This window comes from Streptomyces sp. NPDC097129, assembly GCF_055668065.1.
Genome location: NZ_JBVOQE010000003.1, coordinates 601,016 through 625,920 on the forward strand (window position 1 = coordinate 601,016; position 24,905 = coordinate 625,920).

At 72.4% G+C, this 24,905-nt stretch carries 26 protein-coding genes; 14 read left to right on the forward strand and 12 right to left on the reverse strand.

The window, feature by feature from the left end; all coding sequences use genetic code 11:
* Positions 1–67: 67 nt before the first annotated feature.
* Positions 68–778: a ribonuclease H family protein gene (locus AC0B9F_RS13440; protein ID WP_472001961.1), complete on the reverse strand. Its 711-nt coding sequence runs from the start codon at positions 776–778 to the stop codon at positions 68–70.
* Between the two features lie 112 nt (positions 779–890).
* Positions 891–1,691, reverse strand: coding sequence for a VOC family protein (locus AC0B9F_RS13445; protein ID WP_472001963.1), 801 nt, complete (start codon positions 1,689–1,691; stop codon positions 891–893).
* A gap of 394 nt (positions 1,692–2,085) precedes the next feature.
* Between AC0B9F_RS13445 and AC0B9F_RS13450 the strand changes: the two genes are divergently transcribed.
* The 3 genes from AC0B9F_RS13450 to AC0B9F_RS13460 are packed head-to-tail and all read left to right on the forward strand — an operon-like array spanning position 2,086 to position 5,520.
* Complete coding sequence (locus AC0B9F_RS13450) at positions 2,086–3,522, forward strand: family 2B encapsulin nanocompartment shell protein (RefSeq protein ID WP_472001964.1); 1,437 nt, start codon at positions 2,086–2,088, stop codon at positions 3,520–3,522.
* A gap of 16 nt (positions 3,523–3,538) precedes the next feature.
* Positions 3,539–4,600, forward strand: coding sequence for a family 2 encapsulin nanocompartment cargo protein terpene cyclase (locus AC0B9F_RS13455; protein WP_472001966.1), 1,062 nt, complete (start codon positions 3,539–3,541; stop codon positions 4,598–4,600).
* Positions 4,601–4,647: 47 nt separating this feature from the next.
* Positions 4,648–5,520 carry a geranyl diphosphate 2-C-methyltransferase gene (locus tag AC0B9F_RS13460; RefSeq protein WP_472001968.1) on the forward strand — a complete coding sequence of 291 codons (873 nt, stop codon included), beginning with the start codon at positions 4,648–4,650 and terminating at the stop codon, positions 5,518–5,520.
* Between the two features lie 67 nt (positions 5,521–5,587).
* On the opposite strand, the gene AC0B9F_RS13465 is transcribed toward AC0B9F_RS13460, so the two are convergent.
* Entirely contained in the window at positions 5,588–6,073 is a 486-nt protein-coding gene (locus tag AC0B9F_RS13465) for a VOC family protein (protein ID WP_472001970.1), read from the reverse strand.
* Positions 6,074–6,209: 136 nt separating this feature from the next.
* Between AC0B9F_RS13465 and AC0B9F_RS13470 the strand changes: the two genes are divergently transcribed.
* From AC0B9F_RS13470 to AC0B9F_RS13480, 3 genes are all read left to right on the forward strand, one after another.
* Positions 6,210–7,412, forward strand: coding sequence for an epoxide hydrolase family protein (locus AC0B9F_RS13470; RefSeq protein WP_472001972.1), 1,203 nt, complete (start codon positions 6,210–6,212; stop codon positions 7,410–7,412).
* A gap of 110 nt (positions 7,413–7,522) precedes the next feature.
* On the forward strand, positions 7,523–8,161 hold the full coding sequence (locus tag AC0B9F_RS13475) for an ATP-dependent Clp protease proteolytic subunit (RefSeq protein ID WP_472001974.1): 639 nt from the start codon (positions 7,523–7,525) through the stop codon (positions 8,159–8,161).
* 2 nt (positions 8,162–8,163) lie between these two features.
* Positions 8,164–8,766 carry a ClpP family protease gene (locus tag AC0B9F_RS13480; protein WP_472001976.1) on the forward strand — a complete coding sequence of 201 codons (603 nt, stop codon included), beginning with the start codon at positions 8,164–8,166 and terminating at the stop codon, positions 8,764–8,766.
* 15 nt (positions 8,767–8,781) lie between these two features.
* Here the strand turns inward: AC0B9F_RS13480 and AC0B9F_RS13485 are convergent, their stop codons facing one another.
* Complete coding sequence (locus AC0B9F_RS13485; protein ID WP_472001978.1) at positions 8,782–9,204, reverse strand: helix-turn-helix domain-containing protein; 423 nt, start codon at positions 9,202–9,204, stop codon at positions 8,782–8,784.
* Positions 9,205–9,394: 190 nt separating this feature from the next.
* Here AC0B9F_RS13485 and AC0B9F_RS13490 point away from each other — a divergent pair, with 190 nt between their 5' ends.
* Positions 9,395–10,282, forward strand: a complete 888-nt coding sequence (locus tag AC0B9F_RS13490; protein WP_472001981.1) for an RNA polymerase sigma factor SigF — start codon at positions 9,395–9,397, stop codon at positions 10,280–10,282.
* A gap of 95 nt (positions 10,283–10,377) precedes the next feature.
* Here the strand turns inward: AC0B9F_RS13490 and AC0B9F_RS13495 are convergent, their stop codons facing one another.
* The gene (locus AC0B9F_RS13495) at positions 10,378–10,833 is read right to left on the reverse strand and encodes an ATP-binding protein (RefSeq protein ID WP_472001982.1); all 456 of its coding nucleotides are present in this window, start codon (positions 10,831–10,833) and stop codon (positions 10,378–10,380) included.
* 286 nt (positions 10,834–11,119) lie between these two features.
* Here AC0B9F_RS13495 and AC0B9F_RS13500 point away from each other — a divergent pair, with 286 nt between their 5' ends.
* Positions 11,120–12,382 (forward strand): streptophobe family protein, encoded by a 1,263-nt coding sequence (locus AC0B9F_RS13500; RefSeq protein ID WP_472001984.1) that lies wholly within the window; start codon positions 11,120–11,122, stop codon positions 12,380–12,382.
* A gap of 441 nt (positions 12,383–12,823) precedes the next feature.
* Here AC0B9F_RS13500 and AC0B9F_RS13505 read toward each other — a convergent pair whose 3' ends face one another.
* Both AC0B9F_RS13505 and AC0B9F_RS13510 read right to left on the reverse strand, forming a co-directional pair.
* Positions 12,824–15,166 (reverse strand): ABC transporter ATP-binding protein/permease, encoded by a 2,343-nt coding sequence (locus AC0B9F_RS13505; RefSeq protein WP_472001986.1) that lies wholly within the window; start codon positions 15,164–15,166, stop codon positions 12,824–12,826.
* Between the two features lie 103 nt (positions 15,167–15,269).
* A complete protein-coding gene (locus AC0B9F_RS13510) occupies positions 15,270–15,680 on the reverse strand; it encodes a hypothetical protein (protein WP_472001988.1) in 411 nt (136 codons plus the stop codon).
* Between the two features lie 307 nt (positions 15,681–15,987).
* Here AC0B9F_RS13510 and AC0B9F_RS13515 point away from each other — a divergent pair, with 307 nt between their 5' ends.
* Together AC0B9F_RS13515 and AC0B9F_RS13520 are read left to right on the forward strand one after the other, a co-directional pair.
* Positions 15,988–16,371 carry a nuclear transport factor 2 family protein gene (locus AC0B9F_RS13515; RefSeq protein WP_472001990.1) on the forward strand — a complete coding sequence of 128 codons (384 nt, stop codon included), beginning with the start codon at positions 15,988–15,990 and terminating at the stop codon, positions 16,369–16,371.
* Positions 16,372–16,441: 70 nt separating this feature from the next.
* Positions 16,442–16,729, forward strand: a complete 288-nt coding sequence (locus AC0B9F_RS13520) for a DUF1905 domain-containing protein (RefSeq protein ID WP_472001992.1) — start codon at positions 16,442–16,444, stop codon at positions 16,727–16,729.
* 47 nt (positions 16,730–16,776) lie between these two features.
* On the opposite strand, the gene mgrA is transcribed toward AC0B9F_RS13520, so the two are convergent.
* On the reverse strand, positions 16,777–17,769 hold the full coding sequence (mgrA, locus tag AC0B9F_RS13525; protein ID WP_472001994.1) for an L-glyceraldehyde 3-phosphate reductase: 993 nt from the start codon (positions 17,767–17,769) through the stop codon (positions 16,777–16,779).
* A gap of 124 nt (positions 17,770–17,893) precedes the next feature.
* Here mgrA and AC0B9F_RS13530 point away from each other — a divergent pair, with 124 nt between their 5' ends.
* On the forward strand, positions 17,894–18,784 hold the full coding sequence (locus tag AC0B9F_RS13530; RefSeq protein WP_472001996.1) for a LysR family transcriptional regulator: 891 nt from the start codon (positions 17,894–17,896) through the stop codon (positions 18,782–18,784).
* Positions 18,785–18,851: 67 nt separating this feature from the next.
* A complete protein-coding gene (locus AC0B9F_RS13535; RefSeq protein ID WP_472001998.1) occupies positions 18,852–19,352 on the forward strand; it encodes a mycothiol transferase in 501 nt (166 codons plus the stop codon).
* Positions 19,353–19,416: 64 nt separating this feature from the next.
* Here the strand turns inward: AC0B9F_RS13535 and AC0B9F_RS13540 are convergent, their stop codons facing one another.
* Positions 19,417–20,481: an adenosine deaminase gene (locus tag AC0B9F_RS13540; protein ID WP_472002000.1), complete on the reverse strand. Its 1,065-nt coding sequence runs from the start codon at positions 20,479–20,481 to the stop codon at positions 19,417–19,419.
* A 68-nt stretch (positions 20,482–20,549) separates the two neighbouring features.
* Positions 20,550–20,942: a VOC family protein gene (locus AC0B9F_RS13545; RefSeq protein ID WP_472002002.1), complete on the reverse strand. Its 393-nt coding sequence runs from the start codon at positions 20,940–20,942 to the stop codon at positions 20,550–20,552.
* Between the two features lie 252 nt (positions 20,943–21,194).
* On the opposite strand from AC0B9F_RS13545, the gene AC0B9F_RS13550 reads away from it, so the two are divergent.
* Both AC0B9F_RS13550 and sph read left to right on the forward strand, forming a co-directional pair.
* Positions 21,195–21,542 (forward strand): pyridoxamine 5'-phosphate oxidase family protein, encoded by a 348-nt coding sequence (locus AC0B9F_RS13550; protein ID WP_472002153.1) that lies wholly within the window; start codon positions 21,195–21,197, stop codon positions 21,540–21,542.
* Between the two features lie 104 nt (positions 21,543–21,646).
* Positions 21,647–22,630: a sphingomyelin phosphodiesterase gene (sph, locus tag AC0B9F_RS13555; protein ID WP_472002004.1), complete on the forward strand. Its 984-nt coding sequence runs from the start codon at positions 21,647–21,649 to the stop codon at positions 22,628–22,630.
* On the opposite strand, the gene AC0B9F_RS13560 is transcribed toward sph, so the two are convergent.
* Positions 22,618–23,532 carry an aldo/keto reductase gene (locus tag AC0B9F_RS13560; RefSeq protein ID WP_472002006.1) on the reverse strand — a complete coding sequence of 305 codons (915 nt, stop codon included), beginning with the start codon at positions 23,530–23,532 and terminating at the stop codon, positions 22,618–22,620. The two genes, sph and AC0B9F_RS13560, sit on opposite strands and share 13 nt — an antisense overlap.
* Before the next feature lie 35 nt (positions 23,533–23,567).
* Positions 23,568–24,887 carry an aldehyde dehydrogenase family protein gene (locus AC0B9F_RS13565; protein ID WP_472002008.1) on the reverse strand — a complete coding sequence of 440 codons (1,320 nt, stop codon included), beginning with the start codon at positions 24,885–24,887 and terminating at the stop codon, positions 23,568–23,570.
* Positions 24,888–24,905: the final 18 nt, after the last annotated feature.

Below are 24,905 nucleotides of genomic sequence, written 5' to 3' on the forward strand. Positions count from 1 at the left end.
ACCGCTGCGGCGCGCGGGCGCCGACGGCCGATGGGCCGCCTGTGTGCCGACGGCCGATGGCCGCCCGTCAGCCCGCTGCCGCGTCCCGGCAGTCGGGGTGACCCCAGCCCTGGGCGTTCTTCGCGATCTGCTCACCGGCCGCGTAGGCGCGGCCGCACACGCAGCGACCGGGGAACTTCGCCTTGATCGTGCGGGACGACGACGAGCCCTTGCCGGCCCGGGCGGGCTTGGCTCCGCCGGTGCGACGGCGGGGGCCGCCGGCGGAGGGCGCGTCCGGCGCGGCCGGGGGCTCCGGCGAGCCGAGGGCGCTGCCCGCGGCCTCCTGGGCGCTCGCCGCGTGGCTGGCGGCCCGGTCGGCGAAGTCGTTGAGCGGGTCGCCGTCCACCTGGTGGGCGGGCACGTAGCGGAACTCGACCTCGCGGCCGGCCAGCAGCTCGTCGATGCGCACGACGAGTTCCCGGTTGGCGACGGGCTTGCCGGCCGCGGTCTTCCAGCCGTTGCGCTTCCAGCCCGGCAGCCAGGTGGTGACGGCCTTCATGGCGTACTGGGAGTCCATGCGGACCTCCAGCGGCACTGCGGGGTCGGTGGCGGCGAGCAGCTGCTCCAGCGCGGTCAGTTCGGCCACGTTGTTGGTGGCCCGCCCGAGCGGTCCCGCTTCCCAGCGGGCCGGGACCTCCGCGTCGTCGGCCACCACCCAGGCCCAGGCCGCCGGTCCGGGATTCCCCTTGGAGGCCCCGTCGCAGGCCGCCACCACTCGTTCACGCATACGCCCGATCATGCCATGGGCCGGCCGGCGGTCTCCGCGCGGCCGGGTCCCGCCGGCGCCCCGCCCGGGCCGGCCGAAACGCGCCGGGTCACAGCCGGCCCGGCCCGGCGGGGAGCCCCCTCGGCTAGGAAACGTCCGCCGTGCGGGGCATCTCGCCCGCCGTGGTGGTGATGTCGATGACCGAGAAGGCCGCGCCCTGCGGGTCGCTCAGCGCGGCGAAGCGCCCGAAGGGGCTGTCCATGGGGCCGAAGCGCAGTACCGCGCCCCGCTTGGTCGCCTTCTCGACGGCCGTGTCGCAGTCGGACACCGTGAAGTAGACGTTGACGTAGGACGGGATCTCGGGCGGGAACTCCTCGCCCATCTTCATGCGGCCGAGGACGGTGTCCTCCCCGATGTCGAACATGCGGAAGTCGACCGCGTCGTCCTGCAGCTGCTTGGCCTTGTAGGGGAAGACTGCCGACAGGAACGCGTCGGTCTTCTCCGGGTCCCGGGTGAAGACCTCCGCCCAGCAGTAGGCGCCGGGCTGCTGCGGCGCCGCCTCGAAGCCCTCGTGCGTGCCGCCCTGCCACACGCCGAACACGGCGCCCGCGGGGTCGCGCGCGAGGACCATCGTGCCGAAGTCGCCGACCTGCATCGGCTCCATCAGCACCTCGCCGCCGTGCTCGCGGACCTTCGCGGCGGTCGCGGCGGCGTCCGGCGACGCGAGGTACAGGCACCACGCGGACTGGCCCTCCTGCCCCGGCATCGGCGGGACGACGGCGGCGACGGCCTTGCCGTCGGCGTAGGCCTGGGTGTAGTTGCCGTACTCCGACGACGCCTCGCCGAAGGTCCAGCCGAGGACGTCGCCGTAGAAGCTCTTGGCTGCCTCCACGTCGGAGAACATAGCGTCGGCCCAGCAGGGGGTTCCCTCAGGTGGTACGGCCATGATCGCGGCCCTCTTCCGGTTCGGTGGGGATTGTCACGGTTTCTCACGCTAGCCATCCCCCGCGCCCGACGCGCGCCGAGCGGCCGGCTCCGGCTCGCACCGGTCGGGGGGGCACACGAGGACGGGAGCACCGTGCGGGACCGGGTGCCGGGTCACCCGTGAGAGCGGGCCGCCGTACTGGTGAACGACCTGTTCAGAGCGGCGCCCTCCGGCGTGCGGGAGATCGCGTTGTGCGCCGTACGCCTCGGAGTGATGTTTACGCCTCACCAGGACGAAACCGCCCCTTTCACTCCGTACCGGTGCGCGCGCCCCACCTGTTGGCTGGAAGCTGCGCACGGCGCGCCGGCCGCCGACGACCGCACAGCACCACGCAGTCCATCTCCCGGGAGGGAAATTGTCCGTACCGGAAAGCACCACCGGTCCCGCCACCGACGAAGCCACCCCCACCGCCGACGGTCACCTCACCAGTCTCGGTACGCAGGCCGCGCGCCAGCTCACCACGACGACCAAGTCCGCACCGCAGATGCAGGCCATCAGCTCCCGGTGGCTGCTGCGGACGCTGCCCTGGGTCGACGTCAAGGGCGGCGCCTACCGGGTGAACCGCCGGCTCCAGCTGCGGGCCGGCCGGGGCCGGGTGCAGTTCGAGCAGAACGGCGCCGACGACATCCGGGTCATCCCCGAGACGCTCACCGAACTGCCGGCGCTGCGCGGCTACGGCGATACCGAGGTCCTGAGGGGGATCGCGTCCCGTTTCCAGGTCCGTCATGTGCGCGCCGGGCAGGTGCTGTTCGAGGCCGGGCAGCCGGTCACGGAGGCCTATCTGATCGCGCACGGCCGCTTCACCCGCGTCGTCACCGGCAAGTACGGCGAGGAGGAGGTGGTCGGGGTCGCCGCCGACGGTGACGGACTCGGCGACGAGGCCGTCGGACGGGCGGACCCGCTGTGGCTGACGTCGGTGCGGGCGGAGACCTCCGGGACCGTGCTCGTGCTGCCCTGGGACGCCCTGACCGAGTTCATGGACCGCGCCCCCTCGCTCGCCGCCCATCTGTCGGCCTACGCCGAGCGGCAGAGCCGGCCGATGAACCGCAAGGGCGAGGCCGACGTGCCGGTGCAGGCCGGCCACACCGGCGAACCCACCCTGCCGGGCGGCTTCGTCGACTACGAACTCTCGCCGCGCGAATACGAGTTGTCGCTCACCCAGACCGTCCTGCGGGTGCACACCCGGGTCGCCGACCTCTTCAACGACCCGATGGACCAGACCGAGCAGCAGCTGCGGCTGACCGTCGAGGAGATCCGCGAACGCCAGGAGTGGGAGCTGGTCAACAACCGGGAGTTCGGCCTGCTGCACAACGCCGACTACAGCCAGCGCCTGAGCACCTTCACCGGCCCGCCGACCCCGGACGACATGGACGAGCTGCTGTCGATGCGGCGCAAGACGAAGCTGTTCCTCGCCCATCCGAAGGCGATCTCCGCGTTCTTCCGGCAGTGCAACCGGCGGGGTCTGGTGCCGGGCACCGCGAACGTCGAGGGGCACGAGATCCCCGCCTGGCGCGGGGTGCCGATCTTCCCGTGCAACAAGATCCCGGTCACCGAGCAGCACACCAGCAGCATCATCGCGCTGCGCACCGGAGAGAAGGACCAGGGCGTGGTCGGCCTCTACCAGACGGGCATCCCGGAGGAGTACCAGCCGGGTCTGAACGTGCGGTTCATGGGCATCGACACCGCCGCGATCGTCAACTACCTCGTGACCGCCTACTACTCGATGGCCATCCTCGTCCCCGACGCGGCCGGAATCCTGGAGAACGTCCAGGTCGGCCGGACGGCCGACTGATCGCGCGGAGGACTCGATGAGCACTGCCCCGGAGGCCGCGGACACCTCTTTCGTCCCGCCCGGGCCGCCGAACCTCGCCCGCTCCCTGCGCGCCCGGCGCGGCGGGCCGATTCCCGGGCTGAAGCACCGGCCCGTCGAACCCGCCGACCCGGAGAAGGTGCGGGAGGTGGACCGCCGGCTGGAGGCCTGGGCGCGTCACCTGGAGCTGTTCCCGCCGGCCTGGAACGGGGACTTCGCCGGGTTCCAGTTCGGCCGCGCGGTCGTACTGCAGCATCCGCGCGCCGCCGACCTGGAGCGCCTGACCGTCGCCGGGAAACTGCTGCTGGCGGAGAACCTGGTGGACTCCTGCTACTGCGAGGAGGACGAGGGGCGGGGCGCCTCCCGCAGCCGGCTCGGCGGCCGGCTCATCCTGGCGCAGTCGGCCCTCGACCCGTACCACGGCACCCCGGCGACCGAGGAGCAATGGCGGCGCGGCCTGGAGGCCGACGGGCCGCTGCGCTCCTACCACGGCGCGCTGAAGGACCTCGCCGCCCTCGCCACGCCCAGCCAGACCGACCGGTTCGTGCACGACATCGCCCGGCTGCACCTGGGCTACCTGGCCGAGGCCTCCTGGGCCGGCACCCGGCACCGCCCGCGGGTGTGGGAGTACCTGGTCATGCGGCAGTTCAACAACTTCCGGCCGTGTCTGTCGATCGTCGACGCCGTGGACGGCTACGAACTGCCCGAGCAGGTGTACGCCCGCCCCGAGGTGCAGCGGATCACGGCGCTGGCCTGCAACGCCACCACCATCGTCAACGACCTGTACTCCTTCACCAAGGAACTGGCCGCCGACCCCACGCATCTCAATCTGCCGCAGGTGATCGCCGCGAACGAGCGGTGCGGACTGAAGACCGCCTATCTGAGGGCCGTGGAGATCCACAACGAGATCATGACGGCGTTCGAGGAGGAGTCCGCCCTGCTGGCGGCCGCCCAACCGCTCGTGGAGCGCTACGCCCAGGGCCTGGCCGACTGGGTCGCCGGCAACCACGAGTGGCACGCCACCAACACCCACCGCTACTCCCTGCCCCACTACTGGTAACGCCCGCCTCGCTGACCTCGCGTCAGACGCACCGCTAGGAGTCCTCGTTGGCCATCGCATCCGACCCCGGCACGGCCCTGGTGCCGACCCAGTCGACGTACCAGAACCGCGTGGCGGACTACTGGAACGCCGAGGAGAATCCGGTCAACCTCGAACTCGGACGGATCGACGACCTCTACCACCACCACTACGGCATCGGCTCTGCCGACTTCTCCGTGCTGGAGGAGACCGACCCGGACCGCCGCCGGGAGCGCATCACCGCGGAACTGCACCGGCTGGAACACGCCCAGGCCGAACTCCTCGCCGCCCACCTCGGCCCGCTCACCCCCGCCGACCGGGTCTTCGACGCCGGCTGCGGGCGCGGCGGCGGCAGCGTCACGGCGCATCTGCGCCACGGCTGCCACGCCGACGGGGTTACGATCTCCGCCAAACAGGCCGAGTTCGCGAACGCGCAGGCCCGCAAGCGGGGTATCGACGGCAAGGTGCGCTACCACCACCGCAACATGCTCGACACCGGCCTGCCGACCGGGGCGTACGCGGCTTCGTGGAACAACGAGTCCACGATGTACGTCGAGCTGGACCTGCTGTTCGCCGAGCACGCGCGGCTGCTGCGCCGCGGCGGACGGTACGTGGTCATCACGGGGTGCTACAACGACACCTACGGGCAGGCGTCCCGTGAGGTGTCCCTGATCAACGCGCACTACATCTGCGACATCCATCCGAGGTCGCAGTACTTCCGGGCGATGGCCCGCAACCGGCTGGTGCCGGTGCACGTGGAGGATCTGACGCAGGCGACGATCCCGTACTGGGAGCTGCGCCGGCAGGCGGAGCACCTGGTGACGGGCATCGAGGAGACCTTCCTGGATGCCTACCGCAACGGCAGCTTCCAGTATCTGCTGATCGCCGCCGACCGGGTGTGAGCCGGGGGCGGGGGCGCCGGACCGCCGGGGACGGGGTGTCGCCCCGGCGGGCGGCGCCCCCGCCGCCTCACTCCTCGCCGGCGTACGCCTTCTCCAGCGCGGCCTTGTCGAGCTTGCCCATGGCCATCATGGCCCGCATCGTGCGGGCCGCCTTCTCCTGGTCCGCGTCGCTGATCATCTCGATCAGCCCGTTCGGGATGACCTGCCAGGACACCCCGTACTTGTCCTTCAGCCAGCCGCAGGGCCCCGGCTCGCCGCCGTTCTCGGTGAGCTTGGTCCAGTAGTGGTCGACCTCCTCCTGGCTGTCGCAGTAGATCTGGAAGGAGATCGCCTCACTGAACGTGAACTGCGGTCCGCCGTTGAGGGCGACGAACTTCTGGCCGTTGGCCGTGAAGTCGACGGCGATCACCGAGCCGGCGGGGCCCGGTCCGGCCTCGGTGTAGCGGCCGACCCGGCCGATGCTGGAGTTCTTGAAGACCGACACGTAGTAGTGCGCGGCCTCCTCGGCCTGGCCGTCGAACCAGAGACACGTGGTGAATCCGTCGGTGGTCATGCGACACCTCCTCAAGGCGCCGAGCGGCGCGGAACGCGGTCACCAGTGTCGACCGGCCGGGGCGGCGAAACTCATCGGCCACGCGCTGCCATTAATCCGTACGGCCTCCTCGCCGAGGTCCCCTAGCATCCGGGCCATGACGTCATCCGCCGCGGAGTCCGGCATCCGTCCCTTTCGTCTCGACATCCCGCAGAGCGACCTCGACGACCTCCACGACCGCCTCGACCGCACCCGCTGGCCGGACCAGCCGCCCGGCACCGGCTGGGCGTACGGGGTGCCCGTCGACTATCTGCGCGACCTCGTCCACCACTGGCGGCACGTCTACGACTGGCGGGCCGCGGAGGCGCGGCTGAACCGGTGGCCGCAGTTCACCACCGTCCTCGACGGGCAGCACGTGCACTTCGCGCACGTCCGCTCCCCCGAGCCGGACGCCACCCCGCTGATCCTCACGCACGGCTGGCCGGGCTCGATCGTGGAGTTCTGGGACGTCGTGGGCCCGCTGACGGACCCGGCCGCGCACGGCGGCGACCCGGCCGACGCCTTCCACGTCGTGGTTCCGGGCACCCCCGGGTTCGGGCTGTCCGGGCCGACCACCGAGCCGGGCTGGGAGGCGGGCCGGGTCGCCGACGCATGGGCGGAGCTGATGGCCCGGCTCGGCTACGAGCGGTTCGGTGTGCAGGGCGGCGACTGGGGCGCGGTGATCTCCCGGGAGCTGGGCCGCGCCCACCCCGGCCGGGTCATCGGCGTCCACCTCAATCTGCTGCCCGGTGCACAGCAGCTCACCGAGCCGACCGAACAGGAGCTCGCGGCGCTGAGCCCCGGCGAGCGGCAGGAGACGCTGCGGTCCTGGCGCTCCTGGGAGCAGTGGTCCCGGGACGGCAGCGGCTACGCCGCGGTGCAGGCCACCAGGCCGCAGACCCTGGCCTACGCGCTGACCGACTCGCCGGTCGGCCAACTCGCCTGGATCGTCGAGAAGTTCCGGGAGTGGACGGACTGCGAGGAGCTGCCGGAGGAGGCCGTGGACCGGGACCTGCTGCTGACGAACGTGATGCTGTACTGGCTGACGGGGACGGCGGGTTCGTCCGCGCGGATCTACTACGAGCGCGCCCACACCACGGGCCGGGCCGCCGCCCCGCAGGAGCCGTCCACCGCACCGACCGCGCTCGCGCTGTTCCCGAAGGAGATCCAGGTCCCGCTGCGGCACAGGGCGGAGCGCACCGACAACCTGGTGCGCTGGACGCAGTTCGGCCGCGGCGGCCACTTCGCCGCGATGGAGGAGCCGGACCTGCTGGTCGGGGACGTACGGGCGTTCTTCCGGCAGCTGCGCGAGAAGGGCTGACGGCGGGATCTGCCCGGGGCGAATCTGCCGCGGGCAGAGAAACCTCCTCGGGGCGCGGGCCCGGGCCGACAGTGGAGCCGAAGCCCATCCCTGACCCGACGGGAGAACCCATGACTCCGCTCACCGCCCTCGCGCCCCGCGCCGAGGAGGGCGACACGCCGCCGACCCGCTTCGACGACCACCTGGCCGCCCAGCTGCTCGGGCAGCGGATCGTGCTGCTGGGCACACAGGTCGACGAGGTCTCCGCCAACCGGGTCTGCGCCCAGCTGCTGATCCTGTCGGCGGAGGACCCGCACACCGACATCAGCCTGTTCATCAACTCCCCCGGCGGCTCGGTGCACGCGGGCCTCGCGATCTACGACACCATGCAGCTGGTCCCGAACGACGTCTCGACGCTGGCGATGGGATTCGCCGCCAGCATGGGGCAGTTCCTGCTCAGCGTCGGCGCGCCCGGCAAGCGCTACGCCCTGCCCCACGCGCGGATCATGATGCACCAGCCGTCCGCGGGCATCGGCGGCACCACCGCGGACATCGAGATCCAGGCCGAGAACCTGGAGTTCACCAAGCGGACCATCGAGCGGATCACCGCCGAGCACACCGGCCAGAGCCAGGAGAGCATCTCCCGGGACGGTGACCGTGACCGCTGGTTCACGGCCGAGGAGGCCAGGGAGTACGGCATGGTCGACCGGGTCGTTGAGTCCTTCGCGGACGTGCGCCCGGCCGCCTCCAGGCGACGGATGGGGCTGTGAGCATGGGCACCTACACGATTCCGAACGTCATCGAGCGCACCCCGCAGGGCGAGCGGTCCTTCGACGTCTTCAGCCGGCTGCTGAACGAGCGGATCATCTTCCTCGGCACCCAGATCGACGACGGCGTGGCCAACGTCGTCATCGCACAGCTGCTCCACCTGGAGTCGGCGGCGCCCGGGCAGGAGATCGCGATCTACCTCAACTCCCCAGGTGGCTCGTTCACTTCACTGATGGCGATCTACGACACGATGACGTTCGTTCAGGCGCCGATCTCCACGTTCTGCGTCGGCCAGGCGGCGTCCACGGCGGCCGTACTGCTGGCGGGCGGGGACCCGGGGCGGCGGTTCGTGCTGGAGCACGCGCGCGTGCTGCTCGGCCAGCCCGCGTCCGGGGGCCGGAAGGGCACCGTGTCCGACCTGGCCCTGCAGGCCCAGGAGATGGTGCGCATCCGCTCCCAGGTGGAGGAGGTGCTGTCCCGGCACACGCACCACGACACCGCCACGCTGCGCGCGGACATGGACCGGGACAAGGTGTTCACCGCGCGGGAGGCGGTGGCGTACGGGCTGGCCGACCAGGTACTGAGCAGGCGCCAAGCCGGACTGTGAGATTCCGCACCGCGCTCAGGCGGCCAGGCACAGACCGTTGCGGCGTGCGGTGCCCGTGGTCGTCCTGCGGTGGGGGCGCGTGGTCGGGGCCGTGCGGCGCACGAGGTCCGTCTGGGCGCGTGCCAGCAGGTCGCCGAGGTTCAGGCCGAGGGCGTGGGCGGCGGCCGCGAGGACCTCCGAGGAGGCTTCCTTGCGGCCCCGTTCCACCTCCGAGAGGTACGGCATGGAGATGCGGGCGGCCTCGGCGACGTCCTTGAGGGTGCGTTCCTGGGCCTGGCGTTCGCGCCGCAGCACGTCGCCGACCAGGTCGCGCCAGAGCGGCTCCTTCGCGGCCGGGGGGCCTGCCGGGCGGGCGGCCGGGGGCCGCAGCGGGATGACACGGGCTTCCTTCGCACGGGCTTCGTCCACACGGGCCTGGTTCGGCGTCTGAGTGCTCATCCCCCCAGCCTAGGAGCCGTGTTGAGGAGGGGAAGGGTTCGGCGTTCCGCCCTGGGTGAAGTCGCCTCGCGCTGCGCCGGGAGCGATTTTCGGATCCTCTCTCCTTTTGGGTGGCATGCCCGGGACGACTCCGGGTAGGCGGAGGGGCAGCGCAACACGTCGCACCGTACTTCCGTGGGAGGGAAAACTGATGTCCACCGCCGTGATCCGGTCGGAGGCACAGGTCGCCGCCAAGGCTGCCGGGACCAGCACGGGTGAGAGCCCGCTGCCGGGAGTCGAGGACCCGCGGACGATCGCCCCGCGGGACGCGCGGCAGTTGTCCCGCCAGTTCTTCCGGCGCCTGGCGGAACTCGAGGAGGGCACGCACGAGTACCAGTACGCCCGCAACACCCTCATCGAGATGAACATGTCCCTCGTCCGCTTCGCGGCCGGCCGGTTCCGCGGCCGCGGGGACGACATGGAGGACATCGTCCAGACCGGCATGATCGGCCTGATCAAGGCGATCGACCGGTTCGAGCTGGCGCGGGAGGTGGAGTTCACCTCGTTCGCGCTGCCGTACATCGTCGGTGAGATCAAGCGGTTCTTCCGCGACACGACGTGGGCGGTGCACGTTCCCCGGCGGCTGCAGGAGCTGCGCGTCGAACTGGCCAAGGCCCGCGACGAGCTGGCGAGCCGGCTCGACCGGGAGCCGACGGTCGCCGAGCTGGCGACGCTGATGAACATCTCCGAGAAGGAGGTCGTCGAGGCGCAGATCGCCGCGAACGGCTACAACTCCTCCTCGCTGGACGCCGCGCTCACCGGCGACGGCCCGGAGTACGGCGAGGCCGTGCTCGCCGACTTCATCGGCGTGGAGGAGGACGGGCTGCGGCTCGTGGAGGACTTCCAGTCGCTGGCCCCGCTGATGGCCGAACTGGGCGAGCGCGACCGGCAGATCCTGCACATGCGCTTCGTCGAGGAGGCCACGCAGGCGGAGATCGGCGAACGGCTCGGCTGCTCGCAGATGCACGTCTCACGGCTGATCAAGCGGATCATCCTGCGACTGCGCGAGGGCATGCTGGGCGAGCTGGGCTGCGCCTGAGCGTGGCAGTGCGCGCGTGGCAGCGGCAGTGGCAATGCGTGCGTGACAGTGAGTGAGCGGGCCGGTCAGCCTTCGGGGAAGGTTGTCCGGCCCGCTCACTGTTGACGCAGGCGCACGAGGGCGCTCACCCGCTTGCCGACGGGGACCCGCTCGGCGGAGACATGCGCCGCCAGAGCGTGGACTATCTCCAGACCGTGCCGGCCGACCCGCTCGGGGTCACGCGGGAACCGCATCGGCAGAGCGGCACTGCTGTCGTAGACGGACACCGTGACGATGGCGTCCGTGCCCTCCAGCTCCAGGATGTAGGGGCCGTTGCTGTGCCGTTCCGCGTTGGTGACCAGCTCGCTGACGACGAGCAGCAGGGCTTCCTCGGCGCGGCCGCCGATCTGCGCGCACCACTCGGAGCGCAACTGCTCGACGAACTGCGCGGTGAAAGCGCGCGCCTCGGCGATGCTTCCGGGCTCGCCGGTGTAGTGGGTGGCCCGTCTCAGGGGCTCCACGGGTACGTCGAAACCCGTCGGTATCACTTCCCCGCCCAAGTGCTCGGTCATGCGTGTCTCTCTAGGAAGCCGGTACGGCCGGACGCTTCTGCCCCTGTGCTCGTACCCCGAGTCTCGCCGCCCACTCCCCGTCCGGGCCGCCGCACCGAGCGGTTTCGGTCACACAGGATTCACCCCGGCGTCGGCGGTTCGCCGGCCGGTGACCGGGGGGCGGGCGGCTCGGACACGGGCGGCTGCGAGGTGGGCGGCGCGAAGGTGGGAGGCGCGGCGGCTCGCGAGCGGACGCGGACGGCTCTCCCGGCGCGCGCCCGAAGCGCGCCCTGCATAGCGTGACGGTGTGAGCCCGCGAACCACGTCCGCCCCGGCAGTCGCACGGCACGGCTGGATCCAGGCCCTGGCCACGGTGTTGTCCGCGCTCGTCGTCATGGCGGTGACGGCGGTGCTCGGGCTGTGGGCGGCCGGCGCCGCCGACCTGCCGGACGGCGGGTTCTGGCGGGTGGTGGCGGCGACCCTCGTCACGGCCGTCGGCGGCTCGGTCGAGGTGACCGGCAGCGCCGGCGCGCTCGCCGACACCGGCGCGGGGGTGACCGTGATGCCCCTGTCGGTGACCCTGGCCGGCGCGCTCGTGATGGCCGGTGGCTTCCTGCGTCCGCTGCGGCACCGTGCGGTGGCGAGCGGCGCCGAGCTGGCGGGCTGGGCGGGACGGATCGCGCTGCTGTGGCTGCTCGGGGTGATCGGACTGGGCTTCGCCGCCCGGCACACGTTCGCGATCCCGCTCGGCGACGACACGCTCAGCGACCTCGGCGAGATCTTCGGCATCAGGCCCGAGGTCGGCTTCACCACGGACGTGCCGCTGACCGTGCTGTTCGGTCTGCTGTGGCTGGCCGGGGTGCTGGCGCTGGCGCTGCTGGTGGCCCGCGGCGCGCCGCTGCCGCCGCGCGTCGTGCGGTTCGCGGACTCGGTGCGCCCGGCGGCGTACGCGATGGTCGTGCTGCTGCTGGCCTGCGTCGCGGTGGGCGTGGTCGTGGGACTGGTCGTCGCGGCGAGCCGCAGCCATGCGGCACAGACGTTCGCGGTGATCCTGCTCGGCCTGCCGAACGTCGTCTGGCTGGCGTTCACCCTGGGCCTGGGCGCCACCTGGCACGGCCGGGTCGACGGGCCGTTCGGGCTGCCGATGCCGCACCTCCTGGACGAAGTGCTGCGCACGCCGGACGTCTCCACGCTGAACCTGCACACCCTCACCGAGCGCGACGGCAAGGCCTGGTGGCTGCTGGTCGTGGCCGCCGTGCTGCTGCTCGGGGCGGCGTTCGTGATGGCGGTGCGCTCCCCCGCCCGGGTCCGGCTGTGGCAGCACGCGGTCCACCTGGCGATCGCGCTCGCCCTGACCGTCCTGATGATCTGCCTGGTCGGCCGGGTCTCCGCCCACTACGGGCTGTCGCTGATGGGCATCGGCGACCTGGGCGGAGGGCTGTCCGGCGAGCTGTTCCTGAGGCCCGAGGTGTGGCAGGCGGTGGGCTGGGCCCTGTTGTGGGGCCTGGTGGCCGGCTTCCTCGGCGCCCTGGCGGCCCTGCGGGTGCGCCGCCGCGGGCCCCGCCCCTGATCCCGTCCGGCTCCGTCCTCCTCCCGGGTTCCGAAGACGGGCCGTGCCCAGCGCGGCGCGCCTTCGGGCCACCCCGGCCGGGCGGTACGACGCCGAGGTCCCCCTCCGTCGGCGGGTGACCGCCGACCGTCGCGGGCGAGCGCCATCCGGTCGGCGGCCGTGGCGTGGACGGTGAGCCGGGGCTCGGTCGGCAGCGGCCGGCCCGGGGGCACCTTGAGCGCGGCGTCGCCGGCCAGTCGGCCGGCGACCACGGCCGCGGCCCCGGCACCCATCACGGCGGTGACGGCAGCGGCCGCGCCTCCCGCCGCCGCGGCGCGCAGGTCGGCGGCGAAGGCGAGGCAGGTGGGGTGGCGCTCGTCGGGGCCCTTGGCCGGGGCGCCGTCATGGGCGGCTGCTTCCGCGGAGCCGTTCGGCTGCCTGCCCGCGCATCACGTCCGGCGCCTACTTCCGCGTCACGACGGGTTCGTGGCGGCGCAGCAGCCGGGCCACGGCCCAGCCGAACAGCGCCGACAGCACGAGCAGCATGGCGATGTCGAGCAGCCACACGCCCGCCGCGTGCCGGAACAGCGGGTCGGAGGTCAGCTCGCCGGGCACGATCCGGGCGAGCCCCACCGTGGCCGCCATCGCGCCGAGCGCCCACCTCGAGGGCACCAGCCAGGACAGCTGCTCCAGACCGGGCACGCCGTGCAGCTTGAGCAGGGCGCCGCAGAAGACCACCTGGACGATGGCGAGCAGCACCAGCAGCGGCATGGTGCCCTCTTCCTTGCGCACCAGTGCCGACACCAGCAGTCCGAGCATCATCGCCGTGAACGCCAGCAGCGCGACGGCCACGGTGATCTCCACGAGCGGCGGCAGCAGCACGCCCCTGCCGCCGGGCGCGTTCAGGCTGACGCCGAGCAGCGCGACGAGGGTCAGCACGACCGCCTGAAGGATCGTCACCGTGCCGAGGACGACGACCTTGGACATCAGATACGCCGATCGGGACAGGCCGACGGCTCTCTCCCGCCGGTAGATCACCCGTTCCTCGACCAGTTCGCGCACGCCGTTGGCCGCGCCGGTCAGGACACCGCCGACGCACAGGATGAGCAGCGCGTTCATCACGGTGTCGCGGGTGAGGTGGCTGCCGGCGAGGGCGCGGGCCATCGCTCCGGTCACGAACGGCAGCGCGATCATGATGACGAGGAAGGTGCGGTCTGCGCCGAGCGCGGTCGTGCAGCGGCGGATCAGGGTGCCGAGCTGTGCGCCCCAGCTGCGCGGCGCGGACGGCCGCTCCATGATCACCGGGCCCTGGCGCGGCACGCGCGGCTGCGCTCCGGCGCCGGCGACATAGCGGCGGTGCTGGGGCGACGTGCGGTAGCCGCCCGCCCAGTCACGGTCCTGTTCGCGTTCCAAGGCCTCGAACGCCTCCGGCCACTGGTCGTGGCCGAAGTAGGGCAGGGCCTCCTCGGGCGGCCCGTAGTAGGCGACCCGGCCGCCGGGCGCGAGGACGAGCAGCCGGTCGCAGACGTCGAGGCCGAGCACGCTGTGGGTGACGACGATGACGGTGCGGCCGCCGTCGGCGAGGCCGCGCAGCATGTGCATCACCGAGCGGTCCATGCCGGGGTCGAGTCCGGAGGTCGGCTCGTCGAGGAAGAGCAGCGACGGCTTGGTCAGCAGTTCCAGCGCCACGCTGACCCGTTTGCGCAGGCCGCCGGAGAGGCTGTGCACGGGCTGTCCGGCGTGTTGTTCGAGGCCCAGTTCGCGGATCACGTCCTCGACCCGGGCGCGCCGCTCGGCCTTGGCGGTGTCCTGCGGGAGGCGCAGTTCGGCGGTGTAGGACAGGGCGGCGCGGACGGTGAGCCGGGGATGCAGGATGTCGTCCTGGGGCACGAGGCCGATGCGCCGGCGCAGCTCGGCGTAGTCCCGGTAGAGGTCGCGGCCGTCGTACAGGACGGTGCCGTGGTCGGCGGGGCGCTGTCCGGTCAGGGCGCCCAGCAGGGTGGACGTGCCCGCGCCGCCCGGGCCGACGACGGCGAGCAGGCACTTCTGGCCGACCGGGAAGGAGACGTGGTCCAGCAGCGTCCTGCTGCCCCGGTCGACGGCGACCGTGAGGTCCTGCACGTCGAGGGAGACCTCGCCGGTGTCGACGTACTCCTGCAACTGGTCGCCGACCGGGCTGAACGCGAAGTGGCCGATGCCGACGATGTCGCCCTGCCCGATCGGGGCGACGCCGACCGGGCGGCCGTTGAGGAACGTGCCGTTGTGGCTGCCGAGGTCGGCGATCTCGTACGTCCCGTCCGGCAGAGGGCGCAGTTCGGCGTGGCGGCGGGAGACGGCCAGGTCGTCGAGGACGAGGTCGTTGCCGGCGCCGCGGCCGATGCGGAGGGTGCGGGTCGGCAGCGGCCGCACCGTGGTGGGCCGGCGGAAGGTGCCGGTGAGGGCGGGCATGGACACGGCGGAGGGCCGCGCGGGGGCGGCGGGTGGGGACGGGCCGACCAGGACGACGCACGGGCCGTCGGCGGGGTTGCCGAACCGGATGACGCTGCCCGGGCCGACGTCACGCTCGAGGACGCGCCGCCCGTCGGCCCAGGTGCCGTTGGTGCTGTGGTCGTCCTGGAGCCTCCAGTGGCCGCCGTCCGGATGCAGCACGGCGTGGTGCCAGGAGACGCGGGTGTCGTCGAGGACGATGTCGCACGCGGGGTCGCGGCCGAGGTGGTAGTCACGGCCGGGGACCATCACCGTGGTACCCGAGTCGGACTCCAGGACCAGCTCGGGCGCGGTCGACGCGACAGGGCGCTCCGCCATGCCAGGATTCTACCGATCAGTCCCGTTGTGCGCCGTGCGAGTGAATCCCGGGAGCAGGAGGGCGAACGGGCGCGCGGGTGGGGGCGTCGGCGCCGCGGGCGGGTCAGGTGACCGGGGCCACGAGGGCCGGGGCGGCCCGCTGCATGCGCAGCGCGTCGACCGACTCGGCGAGCAGTTCGTACTCGGTGGTCTCGTCGCGTGCCGCGATGCGCACCAGCCGTCCGGTGGCCAGCGCGTCGGCCGCCTGCTCCTGCCGGTTCACGTCCGCGCACCAGGCGCGCAGCGCGGCCGGGACGTCCGGCACGGTCTCCGCGACCGGCACCAGCGCGCTGGGCGGAAACGCCGCGCTCTGCGGGCTCGGGTCCAGCCGCTCGGCGATCCAGGAGGCCCGGTCGCGCAGCCACCACAGGGCGAGCGCCAGCGTGGGCGCCCGGTAGGTGCCGAGCGGTACCCCGATGCGCCGGCCGTCGCAGACGCCGTACGCCGTGACATGGCACAGGAATTCGTCGTGCACCGTCCCACTCCCCCGTCGGTCGCTCGCGCGCCGGGCCTCGCTTTCGGTGCGGCTCGTAGGCGGTGCACTACCGCCCGTGTTCGAGTATGTTCACGGCTGAATCACTGTCACCATGACTTTCCGGCCACTCTCTTGGCATATTCACGGCCCTTCTTGGCCGAAATCCGGCGGCCCGTCGCGCGGGGCCTTACCTCCCGGGTAATCGACCAGGCCGGCGCGCCAGGGCACGGTGGTGTCACCGGATCGCACCGATCCCCGGTCCGGGACCGGCGACTTCGCCGTACGACCTCGTGAAGGGTGATTCACCATGTCCGCATCCACCGACCGTTACGACTCCGCCGTCGCCCGCTACTTCGAGGCCTGGAACGCCCCCGACGCCGAGACGCGCGCCAAGGCGGTCGCCGTCGCGTGGACGCCCGACGGCAGCTACACCGACCCCCTCGCCGACGTCCGCGGCCACGACGCGATCGCCGCGCTCATCGCCGGTGCCCGCGAGCAGTTCCCGGGGTTCTCCTTCCGGCTCACCGGCGCGGTCGACGGGCATCACGACACCGCCCGCTTCTCCTGGGAGCTGGTCGCTGAGGGTGACGGCTCGGCTCCCGTGGCCGGCTCCGACGTGGTGACACTGGACGGCGAGGGACGCATCCGCGCCGTACTCGGCTTCCTGGACCGGGTGCCGGCCGGGACCTGAGCGGGACGCCGATGAGTTCTCCGGCGGCCGGCGGTCTGCCCATCGGGACCACCGACCGCCGGAGGATGTCATGACGACCCACAGCGCCGTGGACGCGGAGTTCACCGCCGTGCTGCGCAAGAGCCCGAGCGCAGGCGGCTGGACCTATGTGGTCTGGCCCGAATCCGTCGGCTTCTTCGGCACCCGCGGACTGGTCAAGGTCCGCGGCACCGTCGACGGCCAGCCCTTCGAGAGCTCCTTCATGGCGCTCGGCGACGGCACCCACAAGCTCCCCGTCAAGGCCGCCCTCCGCCGGGCCATCGGCAAGGAGGAGGGCGACACGGTGACCGTCCGGCTCACCGAACGGCTCGGCCGCTGAGCAGCCGTCTCAGCCGCCCGAGCAGCCTTCTCGCCGACGGCTCGGGCTCAGCCTTTGATCGCCGCGTCGATACGGGCCAGCTCCTCGGCGTCGAAGTCGAGGTTGCCGATGGCCGCGACGCTGTCGCGCAGCTGCTCCGGGCTGCTCGCGCCGACCAGCGCGGAGGTGACCCGGCCGCCGCGCAGCACCCAGGCCAGGGCCATCTGGGCGAGCGACTGGCCGCGGGACTTCGCGATGCCGTCCAGCTCCCGCAGCGTCGCGACCAGGTCCGCGGTCACCGCGTCGCGCTGCAGGAAGGGGCTGTCGCTCGCCGCGCGGGAGCCCTCCGGGATGCCGTCCAGGTAGCGCGCGGTGAGCAGGCCCTGGTCCAGCGGCGAGTAGGCGATGGAGCCGACGTGCAGCTCGTCGAGCGTGTCCAGCAGGCCGCTCTCCTCGGGCCGGCGGTCCAGCATCGAGTAGCGCGGCTGGTGGATCAGCAGCGGGGTCCCGAGGTCTCCGAGGATGCGGGCCGCCTCCCGGGTCTGCTCCGGCGAGTAGTTGGAGACGCCGACGTACAGGGCCTTGCCCTGCTGGACCGCCGAGTGCAGCGCGCCCATCGTCTCCCGCAGCGGAGTGTCCGGGTCGGGGCGGTGCGAGTAGAAGATGTCGACGTAGTCCAGGCCCATCCGCTTCAGGCTCTGGTCCAGGGAGGACATCAGGTACTTGCGCGAGCCCCATTCGCCGTACGGGCCGGGCCACATCAGATAGCCGGCCTTGGTGGAGATGACCAGCTCGTCGCGGTAGGCCGCGAAGTCGTCCTTCAGGGCCTCGCCGAGGGCCAGCTCGGCGGCGCCGGGCGGCGGGCCGTAGTTGTTGGCCAGGTCGAAGTGGGTGACGCCCAGGTCGAAGGCGGTGCGCAGGATGGCCCGCTGGGTCTCGACGGGGCGGTCCGGGCCGAAGTTGTGCCACAGTCCGAGGGACAGCGCCGGCAGCTTCAGGCCGCTGCGTCCGGTGCTCCGGTAGGGCATGTCCGCGTAGCGGTCGGGGTGTGCGGTGTACAACGCGACTCCATGAGGGGTAAGGCAGGTGATCCGGTGCGGGGAACCGGTACCCACTCTGGCCTGACCTGGGCGCAGTGGTCCAACAGGAGAATCCGATGGGATTGTGCGACTAGGCTGCACAATCATGGAACTGCGCCATCTCCAGCACTTCGTGGCCGTCGCCGAGGACCAGCACTTCACCCGGGCGGCCGAGCGGCTGATGGTCTCCCAGTCCGGCCTGTCCGCCTCGATCCGCGCGCTGGAGCGGGAGTTGCAGACGCCGCTGTTCGTGCGCACCACCCGCCGGGTCACGCTCACCGAGGCGGGGCGGGCGCTGCTGCGGGAGGCGGAGCGGATCCTGGCCGGGGTGCGGGCCGCGCACGAGGCGGTCGCCGCGGTGCAGGGCGTGCTGCGCGGCACCCTGTCGCTGGGCACCGAGCAGTGCATCGCCGGGGTGAACGTGGCCGGGCTGCTCGCCGCCTTCCGGCGGCGCCATCCGGACGTGGAGATCCGGCTGCGCCAGACCGGCTCCGGCGCGCTCGCCGAGGAGGTCGCCGCCGGGCGCCTGGACTGCGCCTTCGTCTACCGCACGCAGGCCGACACCGAGCAGCTGCGCTCGGTCGCGCTGGCCGGGGAGCCCATGACGGTGCTGTGCCATCCCACGCACCGGCTGGCCGGGGCCGGCGCCGCGGTCGCCCTCGACGACCTCGGCGGAGAGGTCTTCGTCGACTTCCACCCCGACTGGGGCCCGCGCGGCGCCACCGACGCCGCCTTCGCCGCGGCGGGCGTCCGGCGCACGGTCGCGCTGGAGGTGAACGACGTCCACAGCCTGCTGGACCTGGTCGACGAGAACCTCGGCATCGCCGTGGTGCCGCGCCACTTCCGCCACAAGCGGCCGTCGCTGACCGCCCTGCCGGTCCAGGGCGCGGACCACCCGGCGTACGAGACGGTGGCCCTGCTGCCGCCCCCGCAGTCCACCAGCCCCGCGGCCCGGGCGCTGATGACGCTGCGGGAGAGCGACGGCGACTGCGCCTGAAGCGCCCGGCGGCGGCCTGATCCGGGAACGGGGAGCGCCCCGGCCCCGCGTGCGCGATGGTGGACGTATGCATGCGAAGGACATCCTCATCGACGGCTACGGCCGCATCCAGGAAGAAGTCCATGCCGCCGTCGAGGGGCTGGGACCGGATCAGCTCACCGCCCGCCCCTCGGCCGACGCCAACTCCATCGCCTGGCTGATCTGGCATCTCACCCGCGTCCAGGACGACCACATCGCCGACGCCTTCGGCCTCGACCAGGTGTGGCTGAGCCAGGACTGGGAGAAGCGCTTCGGCCTCGGCCTGCCGCGCGGGGACACCGGCTACGGGCACACCTCCGCCAAGGTCGCCAAGGTCCGGGTCGACTCCCCCGACCTGCTCACCGGTTACTACGACGCCGTGCACGAGCAGACCCAGACGGCCCTGCGCGGCCTCGCCGCCAAGGACCTGGAACGCGTCGTGGACGAGCGCTGGGACCCACCGGTCACCCTCGGGGTGCGCCTGGTCAGCGTCCTGTCCGACGATCTCCAGCACGTCGGACAGGCCGCCTACGTCCGCGGACTGCTCTAGGCCCGCTCCAGGCCCGCTCCGAGCCTGCTTCGGACCTGCTTCGGACCTGCTCCAGGCCCCGTCCCTAGAGCGCGTACCCCGGCAGGATCACGTCCTCGATGAGGGCCTTGCGCTCGTCGAACGGGATGAACGCGCTCTTGACCGCGTTCACCGTGACCGTGCGCAGATCCTCGAGGGTCCAGCCGGCCTGCTCCACCAGCAGGGACATCTCCCGGGTCATCGTCGTGCCGGACACCAGACGGTTGTCCGTGTTGAGGGTGACCCGGAAGCCGAGGTCCTTCAGCGCGGTGATCGGGTGCTCGGCTATGGAGGTGGCGCAGCCGGTCTGCAGGTTGGACGTCGGGCACATCTCCAGCGCGATCCGGCGGTCGCGGATCCAGGAGGCGAGGCGGCCGAGCTTGCCCTCCACGATGTCCTCGGTGATCCGCACACCGTGCCCGATGCGCTGCGCGCCGCACACCTGCAGGGCCTGGTGGATGCTGGGCAGGCCGTGCGCCTCCCCGGCGTGGATGGTGAACGGCACGCTCTCGCGGCGCAGGTGCTCGAAGGCGGCGAGGTGGTCGGCGGGCGGGAAGCCGTCCTCGGCGCCGGCGATGTCGAAGCCGACGACGCCGGCGTCACGGAAGGCGACGGCCAGGTCGGCGGCCTCGCCGACCCGGTCGAACATGCGCATCCCGCACAGCAGGGTGCCGACGCGCACGGGCGTGCCGGCGGCGGCCGCCTTGGCCATGCCGGCGGCGAGACCCTCCTGGACGGTCTCCACGACCTCGCTCATGGCCAGCCCGCCGCGCGTGTTCAGCTCGGGTGCGTAACGCACCTCGGCGTAGACGACGCCGTCGGCGGCGAGGTCGAGGACGTACTCCTCGGCGGTGCGCAGCAGGCCCTCACGGCTCTGCATCACGGCGAGGGTGTGCTCGAAGGTGGCGATGTAGCGGACCAGGTCGCCGGAGTTCGCGGCCTCGTAGTACCAGGCGGCCAGCTCGGCGGGGTCGGTGGTGGGCAGCGTGTGGCCGACCTCGGCAGCCAACTCCACGACGGTGGCGGGGCGCAGGCCGCCGTCGAGGTGGTCGTGCAGGACGGCCTTGGGGAGGCGGCGGATCACATCGGCGTCTACGCGCGTAGCGGTCATGGTGGGTCTTTCCTCGGGCGGGACGGTTCAGAATTGCGGGGGTGTTGCCGGCAGGGAATCCGGTGGCGTCAGCCGGCGGGCTGGAGCAGGTCCCAGCGGTTGCCGTACAGGTCCTGGAAGACGGCGACGGTGCCGTACGGCTCGTGCCGCGGCTCCTCCAGGAAGCTCACACCGGCGGCGGCCATGCGGGCGTGGTCGCGGGCGAAGTCGTCGGTGTGCAGGAAGAAGCCGACGCGCCCGCCGGTCTGGTCGCCGACGCGGGCCGCCTGCGCCTCACCCTTGGCCCGGGCCAGCAGCAGACCGGTCCCGTGCGTACCGGCGCCGGGCTCGACGACGACCCAGCGGGAGCCGTCGGGGCGCGGGGCGTCCTCGGCGAGCCGGAAGCCGAGCGCCTCGGTGTAGAAGCGGATCGCCTCGTCGTAGTCGTCGACGACGAGGGTGACCAGGGCGATACGTCTCATCGGGACCTTCCGTGCGGGTGGTTAGCGGGAGAGGTTATACGTAAAACGTCCAGGGCGCCAGTCGCTCACGGCGGGCCTAGGACGACAGCCGTACCCGACTCCCGACCGCGGCCCCGGGCGCCACCCCCCTCCGGCCGCTACCGTCCCCGGCATGAAGATCACCGAAGAGCTCGACGGCGCCGAAGAGCCCCAAGACGCGGAGGGGCTCCGCGGCGGGGACCCCGTGACGCGGCGCGCCGCAAGCGGGACGTCCTGGCACGGCTGGGCCGGGAGCGGGACGTGTGGGTGGCGACGGCGGACCCTTCGGGCCTGCCCTGTCTGGTCGCGCTGTGGTTCGTGTGGGACGGCGAGTCGGTGTGGCTGTCGACCCAGCTCACCAACCCGACCGGCCGCAACCTGCGGGACGGCCGGCGTGCCCGGCTGGCGTTCGGCGACACGCAGGACGTGGTGCTCATCGACGGGGAGGTGGGCTGGGACCCCCGGCGCGACAGCGCGTCGTACGCCTTCTTCCGGGTGCGGCCGCTCGCGATCCAGGCCTGGCGGGGCGAACACGAGCTGCGGGGGCGGCACTTGATGCGGGACGGGGCGTGGACGGTCTAGCCGCGCCGGCGTCACCTGCTGCCCGCCTGGGGGTTACCCGGGGGTAATTCCCGGTGGTTTGATGTGCGGCGCCACTCAACGCCCTTCATCCACAGGGAGATCCAGTGACGCTTCCCGCACCGCGCCGCACCCTGGGCGCAGCCGTGCTCGCCCTCGCCCTGCCCGCCGCCGCACTGGCCGGCGCGGCGCCCGCGGCCGCGGCCGGTCCCGCCCCGTCGCTGAGGGTGCTGACGTACAACACCTTCCTCATGAGCCGGAACCTCTACCCCAACTGGGGTCAGGACCACCGGGCCGCCGAGATTCCGCGGGCGTCCTTCTTCCACGGCAACGACGTCGTGGTGCTGCAGGAGGCGTTCGACAACTCCGCCTCCGACGCGCTGAAGAGCGCCGCGGCGGCCGAGTACCCGTACCAGACCCCGGTGGTGGGGCGCGGCAAGGACGGCTGGGACGCGACCGGCGGGGCGTACTCGGCGACGGTGCCGGAGGACGGGGGCGTGACGGTGCTGAGCAAGTGGCCCGTCCTGCGCAAGGAGCAGTACGTCTACCAGGACGCCTGCGGGTCGGACCGGTGGTCCGACAAGGGCTTCGCGTACGTGGTGCTGAACGTGAACGGCACCAGGGTGCACGTCGTCGGCACCCACACGCAGTCCACGGACCCGGGCTGCGCCGCGGGTGAGGCCGCGGCGATGCGCGCCCGGCAGTTCAAGGCGATCGACGCCTTCCTCGACGCCAAGAACATCCCGGCGGACGAGGAGGTGCTGGTCGTCGGCGACATGAACGTCGACTCGCGCAGCGCCGAGTACGGCTCGATGCTCACCGACGCGGGGCTCGTCGGGGCCGACGCGCGCACCGGGCACCCGTACTCCTTCGACACGCAGGAGAACTCCATCGCCCGCTACCGCTACCCGGGCGACCCGCGCGAGGACCTGGACCACATCCTGTACCGCGCGGGTCATGTCCGGCCGGCGGTGTGGAAGAACGAGGTGGTCAAGGAGCAGTCGGCGCCCTGGACGGTGTCGAGCTGGGGCACGGCGTACACCTACACGAACCTCTCCGACCACTACCCGGTGACCGGTTACGCCGGTTGAGAGGCGGGTGGGCAGAGGCCGTTGAGGCGGGAGAGTTCGTCGTCGGTGAGGCGCAGCGCGCCCGCCGCCACGTTCTCGGCGAGGTGGCCGGGGTTGCCGGTGCCGGGGATGGCGAGCACGTGCGGGCCCTGGTGCAGTGTCCAGGCGAGGCGGACCTGCGCCGGGCTCGCCCCGTGGGCGCGGGCGACGTCGAGGACCGCGTCGTCGTGCGCGGTGGTCGCTCCCCGCTCGCCGGCCTCACCGGCGACGGCGTAGAACGGCACGAAGGCGATGCCCGCCTCTCCGCACAGGCGCAGGATCTCCTCGCTCTCCGGGGTGCGGTGGTCGAGTCCGTAGCGGTTCTGCACGCTGACCACGGGCGCTATGGCGCGTGCCTCGGCGAGGTGCCGCGGCTCGATGTTGGAGATCCCCAGGTGGCGGATCAGTCCGGCCTGGCGCAGTTCGGCCAGGGCGCCGAAGTGGTCGCTGATCGACTCCTGCCGCATGCGGCGCAGGTAGACGAGGTCGAGGTGGTCGCCGCCGAGCTGGCGCAGGTTCTCCTCGACGTGCCCGCGCAGTTCCCCGGGCCGGGCGGAGGTGCCCCACTCCCCCGTGTACGTCCGGAACGGGCCGACCTTGGTGGCGATCACCAGGTTCTCCGGGTACGGCGACAGCGCGCTGTTGATGATCTCGTTCGCGGAGCGCAGGGAGGAGAAGTAGAAGGCGGCCGTGTCGATGTGGTCGACGCCGAGCTCGATCGCCTTGCGCAGGACGGCTATGGAGCGGTTGCGGTCGCTCGGGACGCCGTGGTGGAAGGCGCCGCTGCCCGTCAGCCGCATCGCGCCGAAGCCGACGCGGCTGACGGTGAGGTCGCCGAGTTTCCAGGTGCCCGCACGGTCCGCGGTGATCGTTTCCTTGGTCATCGGCGGATCCTATCCGTGCGGCGCGGGCCGCCGTCTCAGCCGAGCGGCTTGTCGAGGACGGCCTTGCGGTGGCTGAAGGTCTCCAGGGAGTAGCGGCCGTGGTAGCTGCCCATGCCGCTCTCGCCGACGCCGCCGAACGGCAGGTCGGAGACGGTGAGATGGGCGAGCGGCAGGCCGTACCCGAGTCCGCCGGAGGAGGTCTCGGCGGCGATGCGGCGGCGGGTGTCCTCGGCGTCGGAGAAGACGTACAGGGCGAGCGGCTTGTCCCGGTCGCCGATGAAGCCGATGGCCTCGTCCAGGCCGGGCACGGTCACGATCGGCAGGATCGGTCCGAAGATCTCCTCCCGCATCACCGGCGCCTCGGGGTCGACGTCGGCGAGGACGGTCGGCGCGATGTACCGGGCGTCCCGGTCGCTGTCGCCGCCGACGACCACGCGGCCGGAGCCGAGCAGGGCGGTGAGCCGGTCGAAGTGGCGTGCGTTGACGATGCGGCTGTAGTGCGGGGCGTTTCGCGGGTCGCTGCCGTAGACCTTCTCGACGGCGGCGGCGAGGGCCGGTTCGAGGGCCGCGGCGGTGGTGGGGTCGGTCAGGACGTAGTCGGGGGCGACGCAGGTCTGGCCGGCGTTGAGGAACTTGCCGCGCACCAGCCGGTCGGCGACGACGTCGAGGTCGGTGCCCGCGTCGACGAACGCCGGTGACTTGCCGCCGAGTTCGAGGGTGACCGGGGTGAGGTGCTCGGCGGCGGCGCGCATGACGATACGGCCGACGGTGCCGTTGCCGGTGTAGAAGATGTGGTCGAACCGCTCGGCGAGCAGGGCGGTGGTCTCCGGGACGCCGCCCTCGACGACGGCGACCGCGTCGGTGTCGAGGCGGGCGGGCAGCAGCCGGGCCAGCGCGGCGGAGGTCGCGGGTGCCAGTTCGCTGGGCTTGACGATCACGGCGTTGCCCGCCGCGAGGGCGCCGACGAGCGGGGCGAGCAGGAGCTGGGCGGGGTAGTTCCAGGGGGCGATGACGAGGACCACGCCGAGGGGGTCGTACTGCGTCCAGGCGGTGGCGTCGGCGCCGAGGTGGGCCGGGACGGGCGCCGGTTCGGGGCGCAGCCAGTCGTCGAGGCGCTCGAGGGTGTGGTCGATCTCGCGGACCGTGAAGTCGATCTCCGTGCGGTTCGCCTCCGCCTCGCTCTTGCCGAGGTCGGCGCGCAGTGCGGCGGCGATCTCGGCGCCCTGCTCGGTGAGCATCGCGCGCAGGGCGCGCAGCTGGGCGGTGCGCCAGGCGACGGGCCGGGTGCGGCCGGTGCGGAAGGTGGTGCGCAGCCGGGCGACGGTGGCGCCGATCTGCTCGGGGGTCTGGTTCACGATGCCTCCTAGGTGGAT